Source organism: Candidatus Accumulibacter propinquus, from assembly GCF_056856495.1.
Genome location: NZ_JBSEHC010000002.1, coordinates 147,560 through 173,814, shown reverse-complemented (window position 1 = coordinate 173,814; position 26,255 = coordinate 147,560). Strand labels below are relative to the sequence as shown.

General features: G+C 62.0%; 21 protein-coding genes, 1 tRNA gene and 2 pseudogenes. 18 read left to right on the top strand and 6 right to left on the bottom strand.

Translation table 11 applies throughout. The features are described 5' to 3' along the window. Positions 1-57: 57 nt before the first annotated feature. Both AC15MQ_RS03290 and AC15MQ_RS03285 read left to right on the top strand, forming a co-directional pair. Positions 58-1,047, top strand: coding sequence for an HpcH/HpaI aldolase/citrate lyase family protein (locus tag AC15MQ_RS03290; protein ID WP_483079306.1), 990 nt, complete (start codon positions 58-60; stop codon positions 1,045-1,047). Continuing rightward, positions 1,044-1,466 (top strand): nucleotide pyrophosphohydrolase, encoded by a 423-nt coding sequence (locus AC15MQ_RS03285; protein WP_287669295.1) that lies wholly within the window; start codon positions 1,044-1,046, stop codon positions 1,464-1,466. Before AC15MQ_RS03290 ends, AC15MQ_RS03285 begins: the two co-directional genes overlap by 4 nt. Here the strand turns inward: AC15MQ_RS03285 and AC15MQ_RS03280 are convergent. Next, the gene (locus AC15MQ_RS03280) at positions 1,441-2,286 is read right to left on the bottom strand and encodes a 23S rRNA (adenine(2030)-N(6))-methyltransferase RlmJ (protein WP_483079305.1); all 846 of its coding nucleotides are present in this window, start codon (positions 2,284-2,286) and stop codon (positions 1,441-1,443) included. The two genes, AC15MQ_RS03285 and AC15MQ_RS03280, sit on opposite strands and share 26 nt — an antisense overlap. A 47-nt stretch (positions 2,287-2,333) precedes the next feature. Further along, entirely contained in the window at positions 2,334-3,578 is a 1,245-nt protein-coding gene (locus AC15MQ_RS03275; protein ID WP_287669300.1) for a nitronate monooxygenase, read from the bottom strand. 234 nt (positions 3,579-3,812) lie between these two features. Here AC15MQ_RS03275 and folE point away from each other — a divergent pair, with 234 nt between their 5' ends. From folE to AC15MQ_RS03235, 8 genes are all read left to right on the top strand, one after another. After that, a complete protein-coding gene (folE, locus tag AC15MQ_RS03270; RefSeq protein ID WP_483079304.1) occupies positions 3,813-4,457 on the top strand; it encodes a GTP cyclohydrolase I FolE in 645 nt (214 codons plus the stop codon). Positions 4,458-4,626: 169 nt separating this feature from the next. After that, positions 4,627-5,319 carry an RluA family pseudouridine synthase gene (locus AC15MQ_RS03265; RefSeq protein ID WP_483079303.1) on the top strand — a complete coding sequence of 231 codons (693 nt, stop codon included), beginning with the start codon at positions 4,627-4,629 and terminating at the stop codon, positions 5,317-5,319. A gap of 137 nt (positions 5,320-5,456) precedes the next feature. After that, positions 5,457-6,620, top strand: coding sequence for an NnrS family protein (locus AC15MQ_RS03260; RefSeq protein WP_287669306.1), 1,164 nt, complete (start codon positions 5,457-5,459; stop codon positions 6,618-6,620). A 265-nt stretch (positions 6,621-6,885) separates the two neighbouring features. Next, a complete protein-coding gene (locus AC15MQ_RS03255; RefSeq protein ID WP_483079302.1) occupies positions 6,886-7,593 on the top strand; it encodes a glutathione S-transferase family protein in 708 nt (235 codons plus the stop codon). Positions 7,594-7,659: 66 nt separating this feature from the next. After that, a complete protein-coding gene (locus AC15MQ_RS03250; protein ID WP_287669311.1) occupies positions 7,660-8,283 on the top strand; it encodes a glutathione S-transferase family protein in 624 nt (207 codons plus the stop codon). A 139-nt stretch (positions 8,284-8,422) separates the two neighbouring features. Beyond that, positions 8,423-8,971 (top strand): inorganic diphosphatase, encoded by a 549-nt coding sequence (gene ppa / locus AC15MQ_RS03245; RefSeq protein WP_287669314.1) that lies wholly within the window; start codon positions 8,423-8,425, stop codon positions 8,969-8,971. 64 nt (positions 8,972-9,035) lie between these two features. After that, positions 9,036-10,646 (top strand): NAD+ synthase, encoded by a 1,611-nt coding sequence (locus tag AC15MQ_RS03240; protein ID WP_483079301.1) that lies wholly within the window; start codon positions 9,036-9,038, stop codon positions 10,644-10,646. A gap of 61 nt (positions 10,647-10,707) precedes the next feature. Beyond that, positions 10,708-11,046, top strand: coding sequence for a P-II family nitrogen regulator (locus AC15MQ_RS03235; protein WP_287669317.1), 339 nt, complete (start codon positions 10,708-10,710; stop codon positions 11,044-11,046). 13 nt (positions 11,047-11,059) lie between these two features. On the opposite strand, the gene AC15MQ_RS03230 is transcribed toward AC15MQ_RS03235, so the two are convergent. Together AC15MQ_RS03230 and trxB are read right to left on the bottom strand one after the other, a co-directional pair. Further along, entirely contained in the window at positions 11,060-11,623 is a 564-nt protein-coding gene (locus tag AC15MQ_RS03230) for a Smr/MutS family protein (protein WP_483079300.1), read from the bottom strand. 72 nt (positions 11,624-11,695) lie between these two features. Further along, positions 11,696-12,661, bottom strand: coding sequence for a thioredoxin-disulfide reductase (gene trxB, locus AC15MQ_RS03225; RefSeq protein ID WP_287669321.1), 966 nt, complete (start codon positions 12,659-12,661; stop codon positions 11,696-11,698). A 162-nt stretch (positions 12,662-12,823) separates the two neighbouring features. Between trxB and AC15MQ_RS03220 the strand changes: the two genes are divergently transcribed. The 6 genes and pseudogenes from AC15MQ_RS03220 (at position 12,824) to AC15MQ_RS03195 (ending at position 20,320) form a co-directional block, all read left to right on the top strand. After that, complete coding sequence (locus AC15MQ_RS03220) at positions 12,824-13,534, top strand: Crp/Fnr family transcriptional regulator (RefSeq protein ID WP_287669323.1); 711 nt, start codon at positions 12,824-12,826, stop codon at positions 13,532-13,534. A gap of 37 nt (positions 13,535-13,571) precedes the next feature. After that, positions 13,572-16,102 (top strand): annotated as a pseudogene (locus tag AC15MQ_RS03215) (DNA translocase FtsK). Beyond that, complete coding sequence (gene lolA, locus AC15MQ_RS03210) at positions 16,099-16,713, top strand: outer membrane lipoprotein periplasmic chaperone LolA (protein ID WP_287669329.1); 615 nt, start codon at positions 16,099-16,101, stop codon at positions 16,711-16,713. The pseudogene AC15MQ_RS03215 and the gene lolA overlap by 4 nt, the downstream one beginning before the upstream one ends. Positions 16,714-16,827: 114 nt before the next feature. Next, positions 16,828-16,904 (top strand) — tRNA-Val (locus AC15MQ_RS03205). A 426-nt stretch (positions 16,905-17,330) separates the two neighbouring features. Continuing rightward, positions 17,331-17,765 (top strand): RNA polymerase-binding protein DksA, encoded by a 435-nt coding sequence (gene dksA / locus AC15MQ_RS03200; protein WP_434735572.1) that lies wholly within the window; start codon positions 17,331-17,333, stop codon positions 17,763-17,765. Positions 17,766-17,923: 158 nt separating this feature from the next. After that, positions 17,924-20,320, top strand: a complete 2,397-nt coding sequence (locus AC15MQ_RS03195) for a bifunctional diguanylate cyclase/phosphodiesterase (RefSeq protein ID WP_483079299.1) — start codon at positions 17,924-17,926, stop codon at positions 20,318-20,320. 179 nt (positions 20,321-20,499) lie between these two features. Here AC15MQ_RS03195 and AC15MQ_RS03190 read toward each other — a convergent pair. Next, positions 20,500-20,735: pseudogene (locus AC15MQ_RS03190) on the bottom strand (IS1595 family transposase); the annotation flags it as partial. A gap of 11 nt (positions 20,736-20,746) precedes the next feature. On the opposite strand from AC15MQ_RS03190, the gene AC15MQ_RS03185 reads away from it, so the two are divergent. Both AC15MQ_RS03185 and AC15MQ_RS03180 read left to right on the top strand, forming a co-directional pair. Beyond that, positions 20,747-24,082: a hybrid sensor histidine kinase/response regulator gene (locus tag AC15MQ_RS03185; RefSeq protein WP_483079298.1), complete on the top strand. Its 3,336-nt coding sequence runs from the start codon at positions 20,747-20,749 to the stop codon at positions 24,080-24,082. After that, entirely contained in the window at positions 24,039-25,088 is a 1,050-nt protein-coding gene (locus AC15MQ_RS03180) for an HD-GYP domain-containing protein (protein ID WP_483079297.1), read from the top strand. The genes AC15MQ_RS03185 and AC15MQ_RS03180 overlap by 44 nt, the downstream gene beginning before the upstream one ends. Before the next feature lie 118 nt (positions 25,089-25,206). On the opposite strand, the gene AC15MQ_RS03175 is transcribed toward AC15MQ_RS03180, so the two are convergent. Further along, a complete protein-coding gene (locus AC15MQ_RS03175) occupies positions 25,207-26,217 on the bottom strand; it encodes an AraC family transcriptional regulator (protein WP_483079296.1) in 1,011 nt (336 codons plus the stop codon). Between the last annotated feature and the right edge of the window lie 38 nt (positions 26,218-26,255).

Below are 26,255 nucleotides of genomic sequence, written 5' to 3'. Positions count from 1 at the left end.
TCCCTCCCGGGGCGCAGTAGAATACGGAATCCCAAGTTCGAATACACAGACACCCCGATGCGCCATCCCAGCCAGGTCCTGTTCGCCGGAGAGCAGCCATTTCCCATGATGCCCGCTGTAGACCACTACGCCGGCTCGGAAAAACTGATGTACAAGGCACTCCAGTTGCAGAACCAATTGGGGCCGATTTTCGACGTCACCTGCGACTGCGAGGATGGCGCCGCAGCCGGTGCTGCCCGGAAACACGCCGAAATGGTGGCCGCGGTCATCATGTCCGACGCCAACCGGCACGGGCGCGTTGGCGTCCGCATTCACGACCTCAGCCATCCACACTGGCAACAGGATATCGAAATTATCGTCTCCCGTGCCGGGCGACGCCTGGCGTTCGTCACCCTGCCGAAAGTGCGCGGGAGCGACGATGTCCGAAGGCTGCTGGGCGAGTTGGCGCGCGCAACCACCGCAGCAGGGCTCGAACGCCAGATTCCCGCACACGTCCTGATCGAGACGCATGGTGCCCTGCGTGAAGTCTGGGATATCGCAGCGTTGTCTGCAGTGGAATCGCTCGATTTCGGACTTATGGATTTTGTCAGCGCACACCACGGCGCCATCCTGGGCTCAGCGATGCAGAGCCCAGGTCAGTTCGAGCATCCGCTGGTCGTCCGCGCCAAGTGTGAAATCTCAGCCGCCGCGCTGGCCAATGGCGCAGTACCGTCACACAACGTGACCACCGAACTCAAGGATCTCGATGTCATCCGCGACAACGCGCAGCGCGCGCGCAAGGAGTTCGGCTACCTGCGAATGTGGAGTATTCACCCCAATCAGATCATGCCCATCTTTGAAGCCATGCGCCCCGACTTCTCGGAAGTCGAAGATGCAGCTGCAATCCTGGTCGCCGCCCAGGATTGCGAATGGGGGCCGATCCAGCACCATGGCAAACTGCATGACCGCGCCTCGTACCGCTACTACTGGGAACTGCTCGCACGCGCACGCGCAACCGGCATGAGTCTGCGCGAGGACATCAAACAACGTTTCTTCGGCAACCCATGAGTCTGCTGGCGCTGACGGCGGAAGTGATCGAATTTCGCGAGCAACGGAACTGGGCGCAGTTCCACAACCTGCGCAACCTGATCGTCTCGCTGAATCTCGAGGCCAGTGAGCTGCTCGAATTGACGCAGTGGAAAAGCGATGCCGATATGGCCGACATGGCCGAGGATGCCCGGGCCCGGGAAGCACTCCACGACGAGTGCGCCGATGTCCTTATTTATCTTCTGCTGATCGCCGAAAATGCCGGCATCGACCTTGAAGCCGCGGCACGTGCCAAACTCGCCAAGAATGCCGTCAGATACCCGGTGGAACTCTGTTTCGGTTCGAGCCGCAAGTGCGCAGCGGACACCGCCAATCCAGAGCGGCCCGACGGCTTGACTCGCTGCCAGGCGCCCGTCAGGACACCTGACCCGCAAGCGTAAAACCGGCGCCTGCATCCTGTCCGAGCACCCCGACCAGATAGGGCATCACCTCCTGCAAGGTGGACTGCAGGGTCCACGGCGGATTGAGGATGTACAGGCCGCTACCGTGCATTCCGAAACCGTCACTGGCCGGGGTGCGGACGCGTAGCGTCACTTGCAGCCAGTTGCTGGCCGACAAGCGTTGCAGGCGTTGCGGCAAGTCGTGCGCTTCGAGCTTGGTGAGTTGCGGATACCACAGCATGTAGGTGCCAGTCGGGAAGCGTGTCAGGCACTCCCGGAGTGAATTCACCACCCGGTCGTAGTCGCGGCGCTCTTCATACGGCGGGTCGATCAGCACCACGGCACGCCTCGGTGGTGGCGGCAAAAGGGCCTTGAGCGACGCAAATCCATCGCTGTCGTGAACGATCGCCTGCTTGCCGAAGGCCTGGAAATTCTCCCGCAGCCGAATCACCTCGCGGCTATGCAGTTCGAAAAGGCGCAGGCGGTCCTGTGCGCGCATGATCGCGAGCGCCAGCATGGGTGAACCGGGATAGACCTTCAAACTGCCGTCGGGATTGACCTTGCGCACCAGCGCCATGTAATCAGCCAGCGCCGCCGGCAGATCCTTGCGCCCCCACAGCCGACCGACACCATCCCGAAACTCCCCCAGTTTGGCTGCCGCAGCGGAATCCAGAGCATAGGATCCCGCGCCGGCGTGCGTATCGAGGTACCAGAAGGCTTGCTCCTTCTGACAGAGGTAGCGCGTCAGCTGCACCAGCACCAGATGCTTGAGCACATCGGCGTGGTTCCCTGAATGGAAGGCATGACGATAACTGAGCATCCGCTAACGCCCGTCCGCAGTGGCGGAGGAACGCCGCAGCCAGCGCACTACTCCGGCACCCGGAGCTTGCCGTCGGTGCTGAACTGATAGTCGAGGAAGATGTGCTCGGCGCTCAGCAACTGGTAGCTGCCGTCGGGCAAGCGCTTCGACGTATCCTTCAGGCGATACGCATAGTGACCACAGGTCCAGCAATCGAAGTTGCGCATTTGCGTACATAGACAGGTCTTGTCCCGAACCGATATCTTCTTGACGCCCGGATTGGCCGCCACCTCGCGGTTATACGCGGAAATGTAGGAACAGTTGCCGCTGCTGTCGAGAAGATACCCATAGGCCTCGCAATTGGGCCGAATCCCGTCGCCAATCGCCGGGCTGTTGCTCAACATGCGCATCGGGTAACCGGTAGGCGAGATCTGGTTGACCTCGATCTGGTCTTCACTGGCAGCGAAGTAGCGTTGTTTGACGTCTTCCGGCAAACCACACTCCTTGGCCACGGTGAAACGCGTCGCCACCTGAACGGCCGCAGCCCCCTGGTCGAGGAAGGAAACGGCGTCACTCCCGGTGAAGATGCCGCCCGCCGGAATCAGCGGAATATCCAGATGTTCGGCCTGCAGATAACGGTGAATTTCGCCGAAGATGGTCGCCAGGTCATACTGTGCCCAGTCCATGCCGAAACCCAGATGCCCGCCGGCCAGTGGCCCTTCAACCACCACATAGTCCGGTAGCCGGTTGCAGCGTGCGGTCTTCCGCAGGAACAATTGCAGGGCGCGCAGCGAGGAGACGATGATTCCCAGCTTGGCGTCGCGGAAACGCGGATGCTCCTCGATCAGGGCAAACGACCCCAGGTGCAGACCGGCAGCCAGAGTGATGCCGTCGATACCGGCATCGAGCGCCGCCGCCATGCGCACGCGCAAAGTCTCGCGAGGCGCGTTCATGGTCAGCTTCTCCATGCAGTTCACGAAGATCAGGCCGTCACCACGTTTCGCTTCCATGGTTCGGCCGACGTGCATCTCGGTGGCTTCGGCGAGTTGTCCGAGATCGAAGCGCACCATCGACTTGTCGGAGTTGGCGACGTTGAACTTGTACTGCCTGAGCTTGTCCTTGACGAACTTTGCATTGAACCGCCGATCGGCCACGGTATTCACCATGGCATCGGAAATATGTCCGACACCGCCAAGCCGAGCCGCTTCAAGCGCGAGTTCGGCGGTTGAAATATCCACCCCCATGCCGCCGATCATGATCGGCACCAGTTCCTTGTTGCCGAACCGCAGACGGAAATCATCAACGCTCTTCATCCCTACCCTTCCCAACCCGCGTCAGCGTTCCCAACTCGCCTATAGGTGATCACCACGACCCCCAACCCCGGCATTATCGCTCATCAAATGCCTGTATGGCTTGATGCATGCAAGGAAATCGCGCGCACGGGCGGCAAGGTGGCGAAACCGTTGCGCCATAGCGTGCCTCAAACGGCTGCGATCACTGAGCGCGTGTATTATCTTCGGTCCGTACGACCCCAATGAATGCCAGCCATGGATGACAGCAGCCACCACGAACTCTCGTTCCCTCGCGAATGTGAAATCGGCATTCCGCGCCGGCAAGCGTTCGACGCAGCCGCCTTCGAGCGCGCCGTAGGCGATCTGCTCAGTGCCTGTGGCATTGCGCCGGACGCCGCGCATATGGGGCGAACACCACAGCGCGTACGCGAGCTATGGCAACGGCGCCTGCTCGGCGGCTACGACCTCGATCCGGCGACAGCACTCGGTGACGGTTTTGCCGATCACCGCAGCGACCTGGTGGTGGTCCGCGGCATTGCCATCCACGGGGTCTGTCCGCATCACCTGGTGCCTTTTCGCGGCCTGGCGCACGTCGCCTACTTGCCGGGCGGTCGCCTGCACGGCTTTGGCCGCATCGCGCGCCTGGTTGACGCCATTGGCCATCGCTTCACCTATCAGGAATGGATGACTCGCGACATCGCCGACGCGCTGATGCGGCACGGGAAGGCGCGAGGCGCTGCTTGTGTGGTCGAAGCCGAACAATTGTGTCTGCTGCTTGGCGAAGACCGGCGTGGCGACGAGCGCGTGATCACCCAGTCCTTCAGCGGCGAGTTCGAGCGCTCCGCACAGTTGCGCAGCGAATTCCTGCGTGCCATCGCGCATCGCCGCCAAAGTGATTGAACGGCCGACATCCGCGCAACCGCCGGTCAGCGTCAATACTGGGTCTTTGTTGACGGCAACCCTTGCACCGGTCGAAGACCCATCATATCCATGGGCAACGCCTCTTATACCAGATCATCACTGTGCGGAGCCTTACCGCTTGTTTCCCGGACCTTGTCCCGATTCGCCCATGGCACCCACCGGCACAGCGCGGAATGTTCCGCCCCCGCCACCCTACTGCCCACCACCCAACGACGCGCTGGACCTCCTGTACGTCGACTCCTGGCTACTGATGGCAAACAAACCGGCCGGCCTGCTCTCGGTACCCGGTCGCGGCGAAGACAAACAGGACTGCCTGGTGCTGCGCGTCCAGGCCGAGTATCCCGACGCGCTGATCGTGCATCGCCTTGACCTGCCGACTTCGGGCCTGCTCCTGCTGGCGCGTGGCAAGGAAATGCAGCGGCGACTGAGTCACGAATTCGCGCAGCGACGGGTCGAAAAGCGCTATCTGGCGGTCGTCATGGGGTGTCCGTTGTCGGTCACCGGTGTCATTGATCTGCCACTCGCTGTCGACTGGCCGAATCATCCACGCCAGAAGGTTGACCGACTGACTGGCAAGCCCGCGCTCACGCGTTACCGGTTCCTGAGTCACACAGCGTCAGATGACACTTCGCGCCTCGCCCTGTCGCCCGAAACCGGTCGCACACACCAGTTGCGTGTGCACCTGCAGGCACTCGGGCACCCCATCGTCGGGGACAGGCTTTACGCCGACGCCACGACCGCCGTCAAATCCGATCGTCTTCTCCTGCACGCCGAGGAATTGTCTTTCACGCATCCTGCAACGGATCGTCGGATGCGTTTCTGCAGTCCGCCGCCGTTCTAGCCCGCAGGGCTCTGTACCACGGCGGCGTGCGGATCCGACCGGCGACAGGCTCCGGTCATCCCGCTATACTGGGTAGCCATCTGCCCCCTGCTGTCTTCCTGCTTTCCCACGCCGTATCTGACCGAGACCCCGCGAGCATGAGCTTTTCGACCCACCCGCTATGGCTGGTCGGTTTCAGACCCTTCTTTACTCTCGCCTGCTTGTCCGGGCTCAGCCTGCCCGTAATCTGGGCGCTGATCTTCGCGGGAATACTGGCACCGCCAGCAACTCCGTTCTCACCAGCGCAGTGGCACGCCCACGAAATGTTCTTCGGCTTCGGCTGGGCGGTTCTCGGCGGCTTCCTGCTCACCGCTACCAAGAACTGGGTGAAGATTCGCGGCTATCACGGCCAGGCGCTGATGCTGCTGGTCAGCGCCTGGCTGCTCGAACGCGCTGGAATGTGGTGCGCAGGAATCTTGCCACCGCTCGTGTTCCGCCTTTTCAGCAACCTCTTTCTGGCAATGATCGTCCTGATGCTGCTATGGACGTTGGTCCGACACCACCAGGACGATTCCTTCCCCGACAACACCTTTTTCCTGATCGTCCTGCCACTATTCCTGGTCGCCAAGAACCTGTTGCTCAGCGTAGACCACTTCCAGGTCGGCGCCGCCATGACCCTTGGATTGTTCCGCGTCGCGTTCCTGGTGATGCTCGAAAGAACCGTCACGCAGTTCATGAAGAACGCCATGCAGGCCGACATCCTGCGCAGCGCGCCACTCGATCGGGCGATCAAACTGCTGGCCTTATTGCTCGTGTTCGTCGGCCTGCTGCCGACACAGATTGCACCGTGGCTGGCACTGCTGCTGGCACTCCTGCTGAGTGGTCGCTTCGTCTTCTGGAAGCCGCAACTGGCGATGCGCCGACTCGATATCGGCATCATGTACCTCGGCTATCTCGCCATCGTCGCCCAGTTGCTGTTGCAGTCCATCGAGCAGCTCGTAACGCCGGGATGGCTAGGCTCGTTGTCAATGCACGTATTTACCTTCGGCGCCATGGGCCTGATCATCCCCGCGATGCTGATCCGCATCGCCAACGGCCACACCGGCCGAAAAGTCATCTTCGACCGGCTCGACAAGGCAGTACTCTGGATCATGATTGCCGGTTTCGTGATCCGCATCATCCTTCCGCAGTTCGATCCGGCGGGCTACCTGCGCTGGATTGGCCTCGCTGCGGCTTGCTGGTTTACCTGCTTTGCGGTACTGGCCTGGCGCTATGTGCCCTACCTCCTGCAACCACGGGTGGACGGCAAACCCAATGCGTGAGATTTTCTCATCCATACCGCTTCACTGTCCCCCGGTATGTTCGCACCCTGAAAAGGACTGCACAACGCATCGGAAAGCCGGTCAAAGTCCCAATGTTTCCGAGCTCATTCACGGTTAACTGCCTCCCATTGGCCTGGACGGCAAAGCCGTTGCATAATCCCGTCCCTGCGGGGCAGCCAAAGGGTGCTGTCCGATACCAACAAATACTGACAGCGGCGGCGCCACAGGATGGTGGCGAGCGTACCGCTTCCAGGAAACCGCCAGAATGATCGATCTCTACACCGCCGCGACACCCAACGGACACAAAATCTCGATTGCCTTGGAGGAACTCGCTCTGCCCTACAGGGTACACACGCTGAAGCTGTCAGAGGGTGAGCAGAAGCAACCCTGGTTTCTGGCGATCAACCCGAACGGGCGAATCCCGGCGATCGTCGATCGCGCCGAAGAGAATTTCGCGGTCTTTGAATCGGGCGCGATTCTCCTGTATCTGGCTGAAAAAACCGGGCGCCTGATGCCCGATGACGCCAGGGGCCGATCCCGCATCATCCAGTGGCTGATGTTCCAGGTCGGTGGTGTGGGACCGATGATGGGCCAGGCCAATGTTTTCTTCCGTTATTTCCCCGAGAAGATTCAGCCCGCGATAGACCGCTATCAGGGTGAGTGTCGACGACTGTTTCGCGTTCTCGATGGGCACCTCAAGGAGCATGAGTACCTGGCCGGAGACTATTCGATCGCCGACATCGCGAACTGGGCCTGGGTTCGCACGCATCGCTGGTCGGGCGTGGATCTCGCCGAGCTACCCTATCTGCAACGCTGGCTGGAGCAGATACGCCGTCGCCCGGCAGTGCAAAAAGGAATCGACACGCCGCCCTCGCCGGTCGATCGGGATGCCGACCCCGACCAGGCACGGCAGTTCGCAGTAGAGGCGCGCCGGATGGTCGAGATGGGGCAGTCGCGCCAGAGCGGCGTTTGAGGATCGCCTCCGCTCGCCACGGCACCATGTCCAACCATACAGCATATTACGAACAGTGAGGAAACGATGAAACTTTATGTCTCGCCAAGAGCACCGAACCCCCGCCGAGTGCTGATGTTCATTGCCGAAAAGGGTTTGACCGGCATCGAACAGGAGATCATCGACATCGGCAGTGGCCAGCACCTGAGTGCTGCCTTTCGCGCCAGGAGTCCACTGGCCAAGCTGCCGGTGCTCGAACTCGACGACGGGCGCTCGCTTGGTGAGACACGAGCCATCTGTACCTACCTGGAAGGGTTGGTCGCAGAACCCAACCTGATGGGCAATGATTTTGAAGAGCGCGCCTTCATCGAAATGGCTGACCGCCGGGTGGAACTGTACCTCTTCGGAGGCATCGCCAACTGGATTCGCCACACTCATCCCGGCCTGGCGCCACTCGAACAGCCGCAGTTCCCCGACTTCGGCCACTCGCAAGCCGAGAAGGTGCGAGAAGTGGCGCGCTGGCTGGATCGCAAACTCGCCAGCGAGCCCTATATGGCTGGACAGCGCTTCACGATCGCCGACATCACCGCTTTCTGCGCTCTGGAATTTGCGCGCGGGCTGATGAAGTTCCGTCCTGCCGATGAAGACATGCCCCGACTGCAGGCCTGGCGGGACCGCATCAGCCAGCGCCCCAGCGCCGGCGTCTCATGACCCGGTAGCTGATGCAGCTGCCGAGCCAACGCGCTCGGCCTTTGCCGCGCCATGAATGACCGAACTGGCCGACATGACCGGTACAACCCTGGGCGGGGGTATAATTGCCACTCCCGCAACCAGTAGAGAGACCACGAACATGGGCCTAGATCGCGTGCCCTCCGGCAAAGCACTTCCCAATGATTTCAACGTCATCATCGAGATTCCGATGCATGCCGATCCGGTGAAATACGAAGTGGACAAGGACAGCGGCGCGGTCTTCGTCGATCGTTTCATGTCCACCGCCATGCACTACCCCTGCAACTATGGCTACATTCCACACACCATTGCCGGAGATGGTGACCCGGTCGATGTCCTGGTGGTCACTCAGTTTGCCCTGCACCCCGGTGTCGTCGTACGCTGCCGACCGATCGGCATGCTGGCCATGGAAGACGAAGCTGGACAGGATGCCAAGCTGCTCGCGGTCCCGGTCGATAGCCTCACTTCGATGTATCGCGACATCGAGTCTCCGCGCGACTTTCCCCAGGTCATCCTCGATCAGATCGCACACTTCTTTGCCCACTACAAGGACCTCGAACGCGGCAAGTTCGTCAAGGTCGCCGGCTGGCTGGGTAGCGACGAAGCCAAGAAGGAGATCATGGAAGGCGTGCGGGCCTATGAGAATGCCAAAGAAAAGCCGGCTTTCTGAACCGCTTTTTCCGCCAAGCTGATCGGGGGGCGCAGGTGCGCCCCTTTTTCTGGTACCTGTGCTTATGTCCCTGAAGATTGCGATTGCCCAGATCAATGCCACGGTTGGCGACTTCGCCGGCAACCGCGCACGGATCCTCGATTTTGCCGAGCGTGCCCGGCAACAGGGTGCCGACCTGTTGCTGACGCCCGAACTGGCGCTATGCGGTTATCCTCCCGAGGATCTGCTGCTGCGCGCCGACTTCTGCGAAACCTGTGAACGAGAACTCGATGCCCTGGCCAATAGCCTGCAAGGCATCGCCGTCCTCGTCGGTCACCCGGAGAAGCGCGACTCGCACTGCTACAACGCCGCAACGCTGCTCAACGATGGGCAGCGGCTGGCAACCTATTACAAGCAGCGTCTGCCCAGCTACGAGGTCTTCGACGAAGAGCGGTATTTCGACTCTGGTGACGGGCCTTGTGTACTGACGCTCAAAGGCATTCGCTGCGGCGTCAACATCTGCGCCGACGTCTGGGAGCCTGGCGCCGCCGATCTGGCGCGCGCGGCTGGCGCGGCGATATTACTGGTGCTCAATGCCTCGCCTTACCACATGGGTAAACGCGAGCGACGTACAGAAGTCCTGCGCCAACGTATCGCCACTACCGGCCTGCCGGTGGTCTACGCAAACCTGGCCGGCGGACAGGACGAACTGGTCTTCGACGGGGGTTCGTTCGTGCTTGACTCACGGGGGCTCCTGTGCTGTCAGTTGCCGCAGTTCGAGGAAGCGCTGGCAGTGGTCGATTTCGTCGATGGCGAGCCACAACCGGGTGCCATCGTTGCCGCGCCCTGCCTGGAAGCCGAGGTCTACCAGGCGCTGGTGCTCGGGGTGCGCGACTACCTTGGCAAGAACGGTTTTCCCGGCGCCATCATCGGCCTTTCAGGAGGCATCGACTCGGCGCTGACGCTGTGCATCGCGGTCGACGCTCTCGGCGCCGACAAGGTGCGGGCGGTGATGATGCCTTCCCCGTACACCGCCGAACTGAGCCTCTCGGAGTCACGTGAGATGGTGCGCCTGCTCGGCGTCCGCTACGACGAAATCGCCATCGAGCCGGCCATGCTGACCCTCGGCAGCATGCTCGAGAAGCAGTTTGCTGGCCTGCCGGCCGATACCACTGAAGAAAATCTGCAGGCCCGGATTCGCGGCATGATCCTGATGGCCCTCTCGAACAAGACCGGTTCGTTGGTCCTGACCACCGGCAACAAGTCCGAAATGGCAGTCGGTTACTGCACGCTCTACGGAGACATGGCGGGCGGTTTCGCGGTGATCAAGGACATCGCCAAGACGCTGGTCTATCGCCTCTCGCGCTGGCGCAACACGCGTTCGTACGTCATTCCCGAGCGGATCATCAACCGCCCGCCCTCTGCGGAGTTGAAACCGGACCAGACCGACCAGGACAGTCTGCCGCCCTACGCAGTGCTCGATGCCATCGTCGAGGCGTACATGGAAAAGGACCTCAGTCCGTGCGAGATCATTGCCCGTGGTTACGCCGAAGCCGACGTGCGCCGTGTCGTCCATTTGCTCAAGATCAGTGAGTACAAGCGACGTCAGGCACCCGTAGGCATCCGGGTAACGCAGCGCGGTTTCGGCAAGGATTGGCGTTTCCCGATCACCAATCGCTACCGCGACCCCTACTGATCACTTACGGAAGCCGGATTTCTGATACGATTTCTTTACGATCTTCCCAGGAGCAGAGGCCATGAAAAAAATTGAAGCGATCATCAAACCATTCAAGCTCGACGAAGTGCGTGAGGCCTTGTCCGAGATTGGCGTGACCGGCCTGACGGTCACCGAGGTGAAGGGATTCGGCCGCCAGAAGGGCCACACCGAACTCTATCGTGGGGCGGAGTATGTGGTTGATTTCCTGCCCAAGGTGAAGATCGAGATCGTCGTTTCCGATACGGCAGTGGAGAACGCCATCGACGCCATCGTCAAGGCCGCACGTACCGGCAAGATCGGCGACGGCAAGATCTTCGTCAGCACCGTCGAGCAGGTGGTCCGCATCCGCACTGGCGAAGTCGACGAAGCAGCGATCTGATTAGCCGGAGCGCCTACGGGCGGATTTTGCCGCCGGCCTTCAGCAGCACCCACAAGGCACCATCACCGCCGTCGTTGGGCGGCGCGTGACAAAATGCCAGCACCTCCTGGCAGCGGCCGAGCCAGACCTTGACCCACTGACGCAGGATCGCCTCCCGACCTGGAGAACCATGCCCGCGGCCGTGTACGATACGCAGGCAGCGCTTGCCCGCAGCCAGTGCTTCGGCAATGAACAGCGCCACTTGCGCGTGCGCCTCATGCCGGTTCATGCCGTGCAGGTCCACGTGATCCTGGATACTCCAGCGCCCGCGACGCAGGTCACGCAGCAGGGTGCGTGGCAGGCCGTTGCGCAGAAAAGAGTCGGCACCGCCGAGGTCGAGCCAGTCGTCGATGCCCAGAGGCGCATGCAGCATTTCGCCGATGACCGCCGATTCGTCGAGTTCGCGCTGCCGTGGTCGCGGGCTAGGCCTGGGCGGTTCAAAGCTGACGCGATCAAACTTGCGCAGCGGCGTCGCCCCATCGACCGCGGCAAGAAACACGGCTACATCTTCGGAATCGGGTCGATCGCGGTGGTTCATCGCCAGCATCGCTCCTCGTGTCGGTCGCGCGCGCATGTCGAGGGCCTCGCTCGCTGGGAACCCGCCCCACCCTCAGCCGGCCAGACCGAGGCTGTCGAGGTAGCGCTCGGCATCGAGCGCCGCCATGCAGCCGCTGCCCGCCGAAGTACAGGCCTGACGGTAAATGTGATCCTGAACGTCGCCGGCGGCAAAGACGCCGGCGATTGAGGTCGCCGTGAAATTGCCTTGGCGTCCGCACTGCGTGACCAGATAGCCGCCGTCCATTTCAAGCTGGCCGACGAAAAGTTCGGTGTTCGGCCGGTGGCCGATGGCAATGAAGACGCCCATCAGCGGCAGTTCCTCGGTGGTGTCGGTGAGCTTGTTTCGTATGCGCATGCCGGTAACTCCGGAGGCATCGCCGAGCACCTCGTCGAGCATGCAGTTCCAGCGGATCGTGACCTTGCCGGCCTGTTCCTTGGCAAACAGTTTGTCCTGCAGGATCTTTTCACTGCGCAGCCTGTCGCGTCGATGTACGAGGGTGACGTGACTGGCGATGTTCGCCAGGTAGAGCGCTTCCTCGACCGCCGTGTTGCCACCGCCAATGACGGCTACCGGCTGGTTGCGGTAGAAGAAACCGTCGCAGGTGGCACAGGCGGAAACCCCACGACCGGCATAAGTTTCTTCGGAAGGCAGGCCCAGGTATTGGGCCGAAGCGCCGGTAGCGATGATCAGCGCATCGCAGGTGTAAGCGCCGGAATCGCCGATCAGAGTAAAGGGCTTTTCGGTCAGCCGCGCGGTGTGGATGTGGTCGAAGATGATCTCGGTTTCGAATCGACGCGCATGTTCTTCAAAGCGCTGCATCAGATCCGGCCCCTGCACGCCCTGCGCATCGGCCGGCCAGTTGTCGACGTCGGTGGTGGTCATCAATTGTCCCCCCTGGGCCATGCCGGTGATCAGCACCGGCTGCAGGTTGGCACGCGCAGCATAGACCGCGGCAGTATAGCCGGCAGGGCCCGAGCCGAGGATCAGCAGGCGGCAGTGGCGGGTTGCTTGATTCATCTTGTTCGCTCTGGTGGTGGGTGATGGAAAAATTATAACCGGCAAAACGCAAGCTCCCGGCGCCAAGTTCGTGGCGGGTTTCCTTCGAAATGCGGCAAAGTGCCTTATAATCCCGGCGCAAGCCTTTGATAGAAATCACTTCACTTGATGAAAGATTGGCCCATGAACATTCAGGTCGAGCAACCCAGGAGAGGTCCCAGCCTGACTTTGTTGCACAGCATCCCGATTTTTGCCGGCGTACCCGATTCGCAACTCGAACAGATCGCAAAAGTCGCGTTTCATCGACGGGTAACGCGCCAGACCACCATCGTTCGCGCCGGCGACAGCACTGATTCGCTGTACGTCCTGATCAGCGGCGGCGCCAAGGTGCTCAACAGCGATGAAGAGGGACGCGAGGTGATTCTGACCCTGCTCGGCCCCGGCGAGTTCTTCGGCGAGATGGGTCTGATCGATGGCAGCCCGCGTTCAGCAGACGTGGTCGCCACCGAAACCTGCGAACTGCTGGTGATCACCAAGACCGACTTCAAGCGCTGCCTGGCCGAGAACTTCGACCTCTGCCTGAACATCATGAAGAGCCTCGTGCAGCGCCTGCGTGAAGCGGATCGCAATATCGAAAGTCTGGCGCTGCTCGACGTCTATGGTCGCGTCGCCAAGTTGCTCCTGGACTTCTCGGAAGACGAGCACGGCGAACGCGTGATCCGTCGGCGGCTGACCAAACAGGATATCGCCAAGATGATCGGGGCCTCGCGCGAAATGGTCAGCCGGGTGATGAAGGATCTGGAAAATCGCGGCTACTTCCGGGCCGAAGAAGGTCGTATCGTCATTCTCGAAAAGCGCGTCCCCGCCCCGGTCACTGCCTCACCGCGGCCCTGAACCCCATTTTCCTATTCCCACTCTCCGTCCGAAACTGATGGCTTTGCTGAATAAACTTGCCGGCAGGACGGCGTCTCCGTCCAGAGCGCCGAGTCCGCTGCCGGAGAAGATCGCGGTTCTGCTGCGGGAATCGCGCTGGCTGGTCCTGGTCGCCGTCGCGAGCTTTCTCGCGCTCTCCCTGTGGGGTTACCATCGGGCCGACCCCGGCTGGTCGCACGCCGTACATGCCACGACGCTGCATAACCCGGCCGGTCGCAGCGGCGCCTGGCTGGCTGATTTGATGCTGTACGTCTTCGGCGTCTCGGCGTGGTGGTGGATCGCCCTGCTGCTCGCCTTCGTCTGGTGGGGCTACCGCCGACTCGACGGTCAACGGCCAACCGACCGCCGCCCGCTGTACATTGCTCTGGCTGGATTCGTGGTGCTGCTCGTCGCCAGCAGTGGCCTCGAAACCCTGCGTTTCTACACCCTCAAGGCGACGCTGCCGGTCGGTCCGGGAGGCGTGATGGGCCTGGAGTTGCGCGATTTCGCGGTACGCTACCTGGGCTATACCGGCGCGACGCTGACCCTGTTGGCGATGCTGATCCTTGGCTGGAGCATCTTCTCCGGCATGTCGTGGATCAGCGCCGCGGAACGCGCTGGAACACTCCTCGAGGGGGCGGTTGTCGGCGTTGGCAAGCTGTTCGAGCGCTGGCAGGACAGGCGGATCGGCCGCGAAGTCGCGCGCGAACGCAAAGCGGTGGTCGATGGCGAGAAGAAACGGGGCGAGGCGCATGAACCCTCCCTACCCGAGAAACCAGAGACGGCCACCCCTCCACCACCGAAGCAGGGGGTCAAGCGCAGCGACGCTCGGGAACCGACGCTCGCCGAAGGGCCGCAGCCGTCCCTTGCCGACAGGCCCGAGCCGGCAGCCACCCCGGCACCGCTGCCGCCGCAAGACGAGCAGCCAGTCGAAGCCCTGCAGCCGGAGCCTCTCCCGAGTGAGAAAGCAAGCGCAATCACGACACCACCACCGGCGCCGAAAGTTGACAAGCGCATCGCCCGCGAGCGGCAACCAGCGCTCTTTCCCGACGCCGTCGAGGGCGCCCTGCTGCCACCCCTGCATCTGCTCGAACCGGCGCCACCGCAGAGTGACCGCGTACGCCCGGAAACCCTTGAATACACCTCGCGGCTGATCGAGCGCAAACTCGCCGACTTTGGCGTGCAGGTCACGGTGACCGCGGCCTACCCGGGGCCGGTCATCACCCGATATGAATTCGAGCCGGCGGTGGGCGTCAAGGGGGCCCAGATCCTCAACCTGGCCAAGGATCTGGCGCGCTCGCTGTCGCTGACCTCGGTACGCGTGGTCGAAACGGTGCCGGGCAAGTCGTCGATGGCGATCGAACTCCCGAACCCGAAGCGTCAAGTGGTGCGCTTGCTGGAAATCATCTCCAGCAAGGAATACCATGAACTGAACTCGCCGCTGACGATCACCCTCGGCAAGGACATCAGCGGTCAGCCGCTGGTGGTCGATCTGGCCAAGATGCCGCACCTGCTGGTGGCCGGCACGACCGGCTCCGGCAAGTCGGTCGGTATCAACGCGATGATCCTGTCGCTGCTCTACAAGGCCGAGCCCGACCAGGTGCGGCTGATCCTGGTCGACCCCAAAATGCTCGAACTGTCGATCTACGAGGGCATCCCGCATCTGCTCGCACCGGTGGTGGTCGACATGAAGCACGCCGCCAACGCCCTCAACTGGTGTGTCGCGCGAGATGGAAAAGCGCTACAAGCTGATGTCCGCGATGGGCGTGCGCAATCTTGCCGGACTCAACCAGCGCATCCGAGACGCGCGAGAAGAACGACGAGAAGATAGCCAACCCGGTATCGCTGACCCCGGACGCTCCCGAACCGCTGTCGATACTGCCGTACATCGTCGTCGTGATCGACGAACTCGCCGACCTGATGATGGTTTCCGGCAAGACCGTCGAGCAACTGATCGCCCGCCTGGCCCAAAAGGCCCGCGCCTCGGGCATTCACCTGATTCTCGCCACGCAGCGGCCGTCGGTCGACGTCATCACCGGTCTGATCAAGGCCAACATCCCGACGCGCATCTCATTCCAGGTGTCGTCAAAAATCGATTCGCGCACCATCCTCGACCAAATGGGTGCCGAGACGCTGCTGGGCCAGGGTGACATGCTCTATCTGGCACCGGGAACGGGTTATCCGACCCGCGTCCATGGTGCTTTTGTCGCCGATGACGAAGTGCATCGGGTCGTCGACTACCTGAAGAAAACGGGTACCCCGGATTACGTCGATGGCGTGCTCAAGGGCAGCGTCGGAGATGAGGACGGCGAAGGTGGCGGCGAGAGTGCTGGCCTCGACACCGATGGGGAGGCCGACCCGGTCTATGACCAGGCAGTCGAGGTGGTGCTGAAGAATCGACGCGCGTCGATCTCACTGGTGCAGCGACACCTGCGCATCGGCTACAACCGCTCGGCCCGCCTGATCGAGGCGATGGAGAAGGCTGGACTGGTTTCCGCCATGGACGCGCGTGGTGGTCGCGAAGTCCTGGCCCGCAAGGAGGAAGAATGATCCGGCGCAGCCTCATCGCCGCCGCCTGCCTGCTGGCTGCGCAGGCGGCAGGCGCAGGAGCGATCGACAAGTTGCACCAGTTCCTGGAGTCCACCCGGACGGTGCGTGCCGACTTCACGCAGACAGTGATCGCCAGGAACGGGCGCCAGCCCCAGACCTCGAGCGGGGTCATGATGTTCTCGCGCCCCGGCAAGTTTCGCTGGCAGATCGAGAAGCCCTACAGCCAGTTGCTGCTGGGGGACGGAGAGAAAGTCTGGATCCACGACCCGGATTTGCGCCAGGTCACGGTCAGGAAAGCCGGTACGGCGCTCGGCGGAACGCCGGCCTCGCTGCTCGCCGGCGATGCCCAGATCGAGAAGAGCTTCAGCCTGCGCGAAGCCGGCGAACGCGATGGTCTGGAGTGGATCGAAGCGATTCCCAAGGTCCAGGACAGCGGTTTCGAGAAGGTCCGACTCGGTTTTGCCGGCAACGATCTACGGGCGATGGAGTTGTTCGACAGCCTGGGCCAGATCACCTCGCTGGCGTTCTCACACCTCGAGCGCAATCCCAGGCTGGCTCCTGCGTTGTTCCGCTTCACCACGCCCGCCAATACCGACGTGATCGGCGAGTAAGGGTTACCTCGCCAGGTGCTGGCGCAAGGCGACAGACGCAGACGCTTGACTTGAAGCTCCAGGCCCGTATAATGCGCACTTCCTTGAAGTCGCCCGCACCATAGGCTTCGACGGAGGCGCGTAGCTCAGATGGTTAGAGCACCACCTTGACATGGTGGGGGTCGTTGGTTCGATTCCAATCGCGCCTACCAACTGCATCGTCGGTGCCGGTTCGGCACTTTTCGAGAGCGTTGGCAAAATGTTCAGTCATTGCAGACGCATCTGTTGAAACCGCCCGCGGGCGGTTTTTTCGTTGACCCGGCCGTGTTGTGTGGCTCGTCAGGCTGGCCTGGCGGGCATGCAAAGTGCATCCCATTCGTGCTCAGGGCGGCTGTCTCTCCGGTGAAGGGTCGGGCCGCACGTTGCAGCTATGCCACCGCCGCGCAATGGGATAACATGGCACGGGCCGTTCGGAAGCGAGAGCCCGCTCCATGATGGTCGTCTGATGGCAAAGCGATAAGCGCAACAGCCATTCGGAAGGGGGGCGATCGGCACCGCGACTGCTCTGTCCGGATTTCCAGGCTCGGCCGGACACGCCGACTCAAACGGTCGCTGGGCAATCAGAAAGAGAAGGAGTGATGAACATGGACAAGCTTGCTGGACGAGTTGACGCTGAAACCGAGGCCGCACTGTTGTCCGCCTCGCCCGAGCACTACATGTCCGCCCCGCAACTGGCTTTTTTTCGTCGCCGCCTGCAGGCTGACGAACAGGCACTGCTGTCGGCAGTGAAAGCAACCGCGGGTCACCTGCAGGAGAGCGAAACGAGTTCCGACTGGAACGATCGTGCCAGTGCCGAGGAAGAGCACACCCTCGAGCTGCGCGTCAGAGACCGTGAAAGAAAACTCCTGCAGAAAATCCGCGAGGCCCTGCGGCGCATCGATGAAGGCAACTATGGCTGGTGCGAGGAAACCGGCGAACCGATCGGCATCCCCCGGCTCCTGGCACGGCCGACCGCAGCCCTCTGCCTCGAAGCCCAGGAACGCCGGGAGCAGGCAAAACGAAGATTCGGATGATGGCCTCCGACGCGTAACGCTGCCGAGGAGACTCTCGGTCGAACGCCGGCCGGTGGCGCCCGTCCGGTGTTCGTCCAAGTCCGGGCACGGATGCCGTACCGCGGCTACTCCGAATCCCCGTTTACCACGGCTCCGGGCGTAGTGGACTCGATCAGCAGATGCGTGCAAGCGGGCACTGGGGTTTCGGGCTTGGACACGGCAAGGTGAACGACAAGGTGGATAAGGTGGACCGAACGCCGGCAACCGGCTCATTCGCCCTGACTCGCGTGCGCGGCATCCCCTGGTTTGCCGGCGGATTTTCAATTCTGGCGATCATCACTGCCTTGATCGGTTGGGCGATTCTGCAGGGTCGGGCCGATGCCCGGCACACGGCTGCGGTGGCCACGGCAAACCTTTCGAGAATCCTGGCAGACAATTTCAACAGCAGCGTGCGGCAGATCGACCTGGGCCTGCTGAACATCGCGGACGCCGTCTCCCGGCAAGGAAACAGCAATCGGCTGAACGAAACAGCGATCGAAGTCGCCATCGACCGCCAGAATGCGCGTCACCCGGACCTGATCGGCTTTCAGTTCCTGGGGGCGGATGGAAGATTGCGTTACGGCTCGATCAACACTGCCGACACAGGCCACATTGCACGGCCCGACCACTTCCTGTCCCTGGCCGAGCCATCCGATGGCGGGCTGGTGGTCGGCCCGGCGGAGTTCGGCCGGAATCCGCGGCAATGGCGGATCGCAGTGTCGCGCAGGGTCAACCAGGCCGATGGTTCGTTCGCCGGTATCGCCATCTGCTCGCTGTCGGCGCAGGCCTTGACCGAGAGCTACGCCCGGCTGGATCTCGGACGCCATGGGACCGTCGCCCTTGCCGACACCGAGTTCACCCTTGCCGCCCAGTTCCCCGAGTACGACAGGCCCGACGATCCGGGCGTCAGCAGCAAGGTAGCCTCACCGTTCCTGGAGGTCATCGCTGCCGGAACCCCGTTCACCCAGTTCGACTATGCTTCTGCGGTGGACGGCCGGCGCCGCCTGGCGACAGTCCGAAAGATTGAAGGACAGCCCTACTACCTGCTGGTCGGACTGGCGGAGGACGATTATCTTGCAGATTGGCGACGCAATGCCGTCTGGTTTCTGCTGCTCGGCGCGCTGCTCTCGGGAATGCTGCTGGCGGCGATATTCACCCTGCGCCGGCACCTCGACAGTTCGGAGGCTGCAGCGCGCGCCGTCCGGGAGAGTGAAGCAAGGTTCAGGCGGATGCTGGACGAGATGCCGATCGGTGTCTGCCTGGTCGATGAGCAAGGCCGGATGTACTTTCGCAATCAGCGCTTTATCAGCCTGTTCGGCTACCTGGAGGCCGACGTGCCTGACCTTGCCGAGTGGTGGCAGATGGCCTGCCCGGAATCCGGCTATCGCCAATGGGCGCAGGATCGGTGGCAAGCATCGGTAAGCGAAGCCGCCGCAGGCGTCAAGGACATCGAGCCCGTCGAATACCGCGTGCGCTGCAAGAATGGTGGTACGCGCGACATCGAAATCGCTGGCGTCACCTTCGGTCGCCACTTTCTCGCCACCTTTTTCGACCAGAGCGAACGCCGGCAAGCCGAAGAGGCTTTGCGCGAAAGCAAGCTCTTCGTCCAGGGCGTGCTTGACTCCGTGTCCAATCACATCGCGGTGATCGATGAAACCGGCAAGATCATTGCAACCAACAACGCCTGGCGTCAATTCTCTCTGGAGAACAGCCCCGAGCCTGGCCGCCTCGCACCGAACACCGATGTCGGGACCAACTACCTGCAAGTCTGCGCGGACCCTGCATCCTCCACCTCGGCAGAGGGGGCGGCCGCCCGCGACGGCATCCGTGCCGTGCTCGATGGCCGCCTGCCGACCTTCAGCCTCGAATATCCCTGCCATTCACCGCAGCAACAACGCTGGTTCATGATGACGGTCACCCCCCTGGGAGCCGGTCAGAAGGCCGCGGTCGTGGTGCATAGCAACATCACCGAGCGCAAACGGATCGAGGAGGAGATCCGCAACCTGGCCTACTACGACAGCCTGACGCAGCTTCCCAACCGACGCATGCTGCATGACCGCCTGGCTCGCACCCTGGCCGCCAGCAGGCGCAGCGGCCGGCATGGCGCGCTGCTGCTGCTTGACCTCGACAACTTCAAGCCGCTCAATGATCAGCAGGGTCATGCCGTCGGCGACCTGCTGCTGATCGAAGTGGCTCGGCGACTCGGCGCCAACGTCCGCGAAATCGATACGGTGGCGCGCCTCGGCGGTGACGAGTTCGTGGTCGTGCTCGGCGGCCTTGATGCCAGCGAAGCAGCCTCCCGGGACGACGCCATGGCCGTTGCCGAGAAAATCCGCTCTGCACTGGCGCAGCCCTATTCCCTGACCGTGGACCAGGAAGGCAAGACTGCAGCGACGATTGCGCATCGCTGTTCGTCGAGTATCGGCGTCACGCTATTTGTCGGTCAGGAAACGAACCCACACGAAATCTTCAAACGCGCGGACGACGCCATGTACCAAGCCAAACAGATGGGCCGCAACGCGATCTGCTTTCGCTGAAACACCGCTTTCGCAGTAGGCTCGGGTGCAGTTCCGGGAGACGAAGGACCAGGCGTTCTGATTTCGGCACCCATGGCCAACGTCCGGGGAGTATATTTGTAATCCTGATTGGCAATGAACCTCAGCCGCCGGAATCGATCGCCGGAGCTGCGGCGCTCAGACTGCTACGGCGACCACGGGTTGCTCTTGGCCCAATGGGCTATGGCCTTCAGAGTAAAGCCGGGAACGAGCGTGAATCTGGCACGCAAGGGGGAAACTCCTCGCTGAACGAGGCCGCTGCCTCGGAGGAAAGCCGGTTCTCTGAGCCACGCCCCGCCTTGCCGACCGTGCGTTCGGCGCCCAGGCAAGCGTCGTCGACCGGCACCTGGCCGCCGAATACATCGCGTTCTTTTTGCTGCTCCTTCGCCCGCATCAGGTTGGTCATTGATGAAGCTTGGCACTCTCCTCATTCCACCCTCGCTCGATCGGGCGCAGGCCTTGCGCGTGCGTCGTTTCGCGCTGGCCGGGTTCGTTTACCTCTTCTCGGCTGCGCAGGTGGCAATCATTTGGGCTTTCGGCGTGTATCCCTCGTCGGCGACGCTGCCACCTGCGGTCGCCGCTGTTGGGGTCAATCTTGGGCTGTACCTGGTCTTTCGCTCAGGCTTCAATCTCCGATTCAAGGATCCCAGCCTTACTCGCCTGCAGATGCTGATCGCAATAACGTTTCTGATGTACATCCTGTACCACATGGACGACGGTCGCAACGTCGCCTTGTTCGGATGTTTCTTCGTACTGCTGTTCGGCATCTATCGCCTCGATGCGCGCGACTTCCCTCTGATTACGCTATACACCCTGGCGGCCTACGCTTTGGTCATTCTGATGCTGATTCATCTGCGACCGGAAGCCGTCCGTGACGCCCGCCTTGAATTGATGAGTTGGGTGATCCTGGCCTGCTGGTTGCAACTGTTCAATTTCATTGCTGCGCAAATCAGCACCTTGAGGAAGCGGGTTCGCGAGAGTGAATTTCGATTTCGCAGCCTGGCCGAAATGTCCTCCGACTATTACTGGGAAAGCGATCCGGAGCACCGCCTGACCCTGCTCGGGTCCGGCAGCATGGCCAGCGGGGTAGCGATGTCTCCGCTCGACGGACAAATTGGCCAGCGCCACTGGGAAATGCCGTATCTCTCGCCGAGCGCAGCGGACTGGCTGAAGCACCGGGCGGTGCTCGATGCGCACCAACCCTTCCGCGCTTTCGAGTTTTCGCGCGCGGGTGTCGACGGCAACGTGCAGCATATCTCGATCAGCGGCGATCCGATTTTCGACAGATCAGGAGTGTTCGGGGGCTACCGCGGGGTCGGCACCGACATCAGTGCACGCAAGCATGCCGAGAACGAGATCCGGAGCCTCAATACCGATCTCGAGCAGCGGATTTGCACGCGCACAGCGGATCTGCAGACAGCCAACCTGTTGCTTACCCAGGCAAATATCGACGCCGAAGCAGCCACCCGGGCGAAGAGCGAGTTTCTGGCCAACATGAGCCACGAAATCAGAACACCCATGAATGCCATCATGGGAATGGCCGACCTCTGCCTGGGTACGGCGCTCGACAGCAAGCAGCGCAACTATGTCGGAAAGATCAAGTCCGCTGCGGACTCGCTGTTGCTGATCATCAACGATATTCTCGACATCTCCAAGATCGAGGCGGGCAAGCTGCAAATGGAAAGGGTTCCTTTCGTCATCGAGTCCGTCTTCGATCAACTCTCGAGTGTCGTCGCCCTGCGCGCCGCGAGCCTGGGAATCGAGCTTGCTTACGACATCGACGACGACTCCCGGCTATTGCTTGGCGACCCGCTGCGGCTCGGTCAGGTATTGACCAACCTGGTCACCAACGCGCTGAAATTCTCGGACGGTGGACAGGTGGTGGTTCGAGTCGAAACCGTGAGCAAGACCGCGACAAGGATCGAGTTGCACTGTGCGGTCAGCGACGAAGGAATCGGCATGACCGCAGAACAGATGTCCAGGCTGTTCAAACCCTTTACCCAGGCTGATGCCTCGACCACGCGCCGCTACGGCGGCACCGGCCTGGGGCTGGCGATCAGCCACCGCCTCGTGGAGATGATGGGCGGACGCATCTGGGTGGAGAGTGAACCGGGGAAAGGCAGCACCTTTCATTTCACGGCAAGTTTTGACATTGCCGGCAGCGACCGACGCTCGGGAATCGCCCGGTTTGCCGCCCAACTGGCCAAACATGCCGATCGCCCGGTGCTGGTGGTGGATGACAGCCCGATCTTTCGGCACCTGCTGGAACACATGATTGGCCAGCTGGGCCTGCTGGTGGAAACGGCGAGCAGCGGGTCGGAAGCGCTTGCCCGGGCGACTGCCGACGCCGCACCCAACTTCCTGATCTGCCTCGTCGACTGGCGCATGCCGGACCTGGATGGCGTCGAGACCATCTGCCGCCTGCGAACAGCTTTTGCCGCGCGCTGCCGAGCGGCCCCACCGATGCTGCTGGTCACCGCCTACAGCCACCGCGGGGAGTTGCGGGAGATCGACTGCCAGATTGACGGTATGCTCGCCAAGCCGGTCAGCGCCCGTCAGCTCTATGCCCAACTGGCACGCAGCCTGGGAATAGTCAGCGACCTTTCGCTGGTCGGCGAAAGGCGCAAGGGGAACACGCCACAGTGGTCGCGCTTCCGCCACCTCGACATTCTTCTGGTCGAGGATGTCGAGGTGAATCGGGAAGTCATCGGCGAACTCCTCGTGGGCGTCGGGTTGCCCCCACGGATGGCCAGCAACGGTGCAGAGGCGCTCGAGGAAGTAGCGAGAAGGACCCCTGACGTGATTCTGATGGACTGCCAGATGCCGGTGATGGACGGTTTCGCTGCGACACGCGCCTTGCGCGAGAATCCGGTCCATCGCCATCTGCCGATCATCGCTCTGACCGCCAACGCCATGGTGGAAGACCGGGAACGCTGTCTGGCCGCCGGCATGAACGCACATGTTGCCAAGCCAGTCCGCATGGAGTTGCTGTATCAGCGTTTGTGCGAATGTCTGCCGGAGTACGGGGAAACAAGCGGGAACCAACTTGCCGATCCGGATCCGGAAGCGGGCGCCGCCTTGCCCACTTTTCCCGGAATCGACACCGCTCTCGGGCTCGCTCAAGTCGGTGGCCAAACGGCAACGTTGCTGCGGGTACTCAAGCGCTTCCGTGACAACCAGGGAAAGCACTTTGCACCACAGTTCTACACCGCGCTCGCAGCCGGCGACCGGGAGGGCGCTCAGCGGCTGGCGCATTCGCTGAAAGGGATAGCCAATACGTTGGGCGCAGTACAACTGGGCGAAGCCGCAGCGGCGCTGGAAGTCGCCGTCGGCACCCAGGACACGGCCGCAGTTGAGGACTACCTGGCGACGGTGATCCAATGCCTCGGCGTGGTTTCCGGCGGCTTGGCGAGCATCGATCAACCTGCAGAAACGAGCGTCCGGGAAACGTCTGCCGGCTTGCCTGCAAATGCCTTGAGCAGACTTGCGCAATTGTCCGAGATGTTGGCTCTGAGCGATACGGAAGCCGAGGAATTGTGCCTGGAACTGACCCCGCATTTCGCCGCATCCGCCTATCGAAAAGCGTGGGAAGAAGTCGCGAAAGCAATCGAGTGTTATGATTTCGCCACTGCCGTAGCCGCGCTGGCGCGTTTACGGCAGTTGCTGCAGGGTGTTGACGCAGGTTTGCGGGAGAAAAGTGATGACGATACCAAGCGCGCGCGGAACCGTGCTGGTCGTGGATGACGTCGCCGAGAATATCACCGTCCTCGCCGGGATACTGCGCGGATTCCACCGGGTGATCTTTGCCTCCAGCGGCGCGGCCGCACTGGACTTGGTTCGCCAGCAGTCGGTGGACCTGATTCTGCTCGACGTGATGATGCCCGAGATGAGCGGTCATGAGGTCTGCCGCCGTTTGAAGGCCGACATTCTCACCCGTGAAATTCCGGTGATCTTCGTCACAACCCTGGGAGAAGCCGCCGATGAAGCAAGCGGACTAGAACTCGGTGCCGTCGATTACATCCACAAACCCTGCCACGCTGCAATCGTCCGCCTGCGCGTGCAGGTACATATCGAACGCCACAACCAGAAGCTGGCGCTGGAGAGCCGGGTGCGCGAGCGCACCCGTGAACTCGAAGACACGCGCAGGGAAATTGTCCGCCGCCTGGGTCGGGCTGCGGAGTATCGCGACAACGAGACCGGCATGCATGTGGTGCGGATGAGCAAAACTTCGCAGTTGCTGGCTCGGGCGGCCGGCGTCTCCGAAGTGCAGGCGGATCTCCTGCTCAATGCGGCCACGATGCACGATATCGGCAAGATCGGAATTCCGGACAAGGTATTGCTCAAACCTGGCTGCCTGGATGGCGAAGAATGGGAGCTGATGAAAACCCATGCACGGGTCGGTGCCGAGATCATCGGCAACCACGATTCCGAATTGCTGCAGATGGCGCGTACCGTCGCCCTGACCCATCACGAGAAATGGGATGGGAGCGGTTACCCGCAGGGCCTGGCTGGCGAAGCGATTCCGCTGGAAGGGCGGATAGTCGCGATTGCCGATGTCTTCGACGCATTGACCAGCGAGCGCCCCTACAAGGGTGCCTGGAGCACGGCTGCAGCCGTCGATTACATGCGACAGCAAAAGCGCGTCAGCTTCGATCCGCACCTGCTCGACCTGTTTCTGGCGCGAATCCCGGAGTGCGAAAAGATTCGCACTCAATACGCGGACGGCGGAGTTGAATTCCGCTCACCTTGATGTGGGCAGGGCCAATTTCGAACGGATGCCGCTCAAATGAATTTGCCGAAGAGGTCTCGGGAATCGCGCTGACTTTTCTTGACCTGGGAGGCCCTGGCTTGTGCGACCCGCAAGTACGCTACACGGACGGAGTGTAGCGATAGTGCGTCGGCGACATGCCGCTCCAGCGTCTGAACGCGCGGGTGAATGCGCTCTGCTCGGAAAACCCGAGCAGGAAGGTGATTTCGGTCACCGACTTGCTCGGGTCGTCGAGATAGCGGCGCGCGAGTTCGTGGCGCGTTTCATCGAACAGGCTCTGATAGCTCAGGCCCAGTTCGCCCAGCCTGCGCTGCAGCGTGCGCTGGCTCATCCCCAGCGCGCTGGCGGTTTCCTGCGCCGAAGGCGGCCCTGAAGTCAATTGCCGCAATACGCAGGCGCGGGTTCGACTGACGAGGTCGTCGTCGAAAAACTGGGCCAGTTGCTCGGTCAGGATCCTGTCGAAGGTGTTGGCCAAGGGAATGTTCGCGGACGGCAGCGGCGAATCGACGGCTTCGCGATCGAACAGCACGCTGTCCTCGGTGGCGCCGAACTGGACCTGGCAACCGAACAGATCCTGCCAGGGTTGCGGGTTGGCAGGCTCGGGGCGGCGCAGGCGAAGGGCCGCAGCATTGAGCTTGCTGCCAAAATTGGTTCGGCACATGTCGAGCAGGATCGACAAGGTGAAATCGGTCATCAGGTGACCCACCGGCGCTTCGTTGCGACCGTGATCATAGACGAAGCGCACGCCGGCCGGTTCGTCGACGCAAAGATAGCTGAAGCGGCTGCCGAGGATACGCGCGAAACGTTCCATCCGCTTCATGCCGGTGTGCAAGGTCCTGCTCGACAGCCAGGCATAGCCCATCGTCCCGAGATTGGACGGGTGCCAGCACTCGCCGGCACGCAGGGCAAACGCCGGGTCGGGAATCTGCGCCGCTGCCCTGGTAAAAGCTACATCAGCGAGCCGCCCGGGCAGGCGCGCGCAAACGTCGCGCAGGGTTTCCGGGCGGACGCCGATTTCCTGCAGCAGTTGCTGCGGGTCTATGCCGTGCAGTTCGACGAGGCGCAACACCATCAACCAGACGGTGGCCAGGGTGCTCTCCGTTTTCAGCATGACTGGCGGCTCCCCGCGATCTCGTAGTTCATCCTGGC

Bases quoted from the DNA above. Each gene is read 5' to 3' on its own strand.
- AC15MQ_RS03285 (WP_287669295.1), top strand. From the start codon at position 1,044: ATGAGTCTGCTGGCGCTGACGGCGGAAGTGATCGAATTTCGCGAGCAA.
- AC15MQ_RS03240 (WP_483079301.1), top strand. From the start codon at position 9,036: ATGTCCCTGAAGATTGCGATTGCCCAGATCAATGCCACGGTTGGCGAC.
- AC15MQ_RS03235 (WP_287669317.1), top strand. From the start codon at position 10,708: ATGAAAAAAATTGAAGCGATCATCAAACCATTCAAGCTCGACGAAGTG.
- ppa (WP_287669314.1), top strand. From the start codon at position 8,423: ATGGGCCTAGATCGCGTGCCCTCCGGCAAAGCACTTCCCAATGATTTC.
- AC15MQ_RS03255 (WP_483079302.1), top strand. From the start codon at position 6,886: ATGATCGATCTCTACACCGCCGCGACACCCAACGGACACAAAATCTCG.
- AC15MQ_RS03195 (WP_483079299.1), top strand. From the start codon at position 17,924: ATGCGTGCAAGCGGGCACTGGGGTTTCGGGCTTGGACACGGCAAGGTG.
- AC15MQ_RS03175 (WP_483079296.1), bottom strand. From the start codon at position 26,217: ATGCTGAAAACGGAGAGCACCCTGGCCACCGTCTGGTTGATGGTGTTG.
- lolA (WP_287669329.1), top strand. From the start codon at position 16,099: ATGATCCGGCGCAGCCTCATCGCCGCCGCCTGCCTGCTGGCTGCGCAG.
- AC15MQ_RS03275 (WP_287669300.1), bottom strand. From the start codon at position 3,578: ATGAAGAGCGTTGATGATTTCCGTCTGCGGTTCGGCAACAAGGAACTG.
- AC15MQ_RS03220 (WP_287669323.1), top strand. From the start codon at position 12,824: ATGAACATTCAGGTCGAGCAACCCAGGAGAGGTCCCAGCCTGACTTTG.
- AC15MQ_RS03180 (WP_483079297.1), top strand. From the start codon at position 24,039: ATGACGATACCAAGCGCGCGCGGAACCGTGCTGGTCGTGGATGACGTC.
- folE (WP_483079304.1), top strand. From the start codon at position 3,813: ATGGATGACAGCAGCCACCACGAACTCTCGTTCCCTCGCGAATGTGAA.
- AC15MQ_RS03230 (WP_483079300.1), bottom strand. From the start codon at position 11,623: ATGAACCACCGCGATCGACCCGATTCCGAAGATGTAGCCGTGTTTCTT.
- AC15MQ_RS03280 (WP_483079305.1), bottom strand. From the start codon at position 2,286: ATGCTCAGTTATCGTCATGCCTTCCATTCAGGGAACCACGCCGATGTG.
- AC15MQ_RS03260 (WP_287669306.1), top strand. From the start codon at position 5,457: ATGAGCTTTTCGACCCACCCGCTATGGCTGGTCGGTTTCAGACCCTTC.
- AC15MQ_RS03290 (WP_483079306.1), top strand. From the start codon at position 58: ATGCGCCATCCCAGCCAGGTCCTGTTCGCCGGAGAGCAGCCATTTCCC.
- AC15MQ_RS03250 (WP_287669311.1), top strand. From the start codon at position 7,660: ATGAAACTTTATGTCTCGCCAAGAGCACCGAACCCCCGCCGAGTGCTG.
- dksA (WP_434735572.1), top strand. From the start codon at position 17,331: ATGAACATGGACAAGCTTGCTGGACGAGTTGACGCTGAAACCGAGGCC.
- trxB (WP_287669321.1), bottom strand. From the start codon at position 12,661: ATGAATCAAGCAACCCGCCACTGCCGCCTGCTGATCCTCGGCTCGGGC.
- AC15MQ_RS03265 (WP_483079303.1), top strand. From the start codon at position 4,627: ATGGCACCCACCGGCACAGCGCGGAATGTTCCGCCCCCGCCACCCTAC.
- AC15MQ_RS03185 (WP_483079298.1), top strand. From the start codon at position 20,747: ATGAAGCTTGGCACTCTCCTCATTCCACCCTCGCTCGATCGGGCGCAG.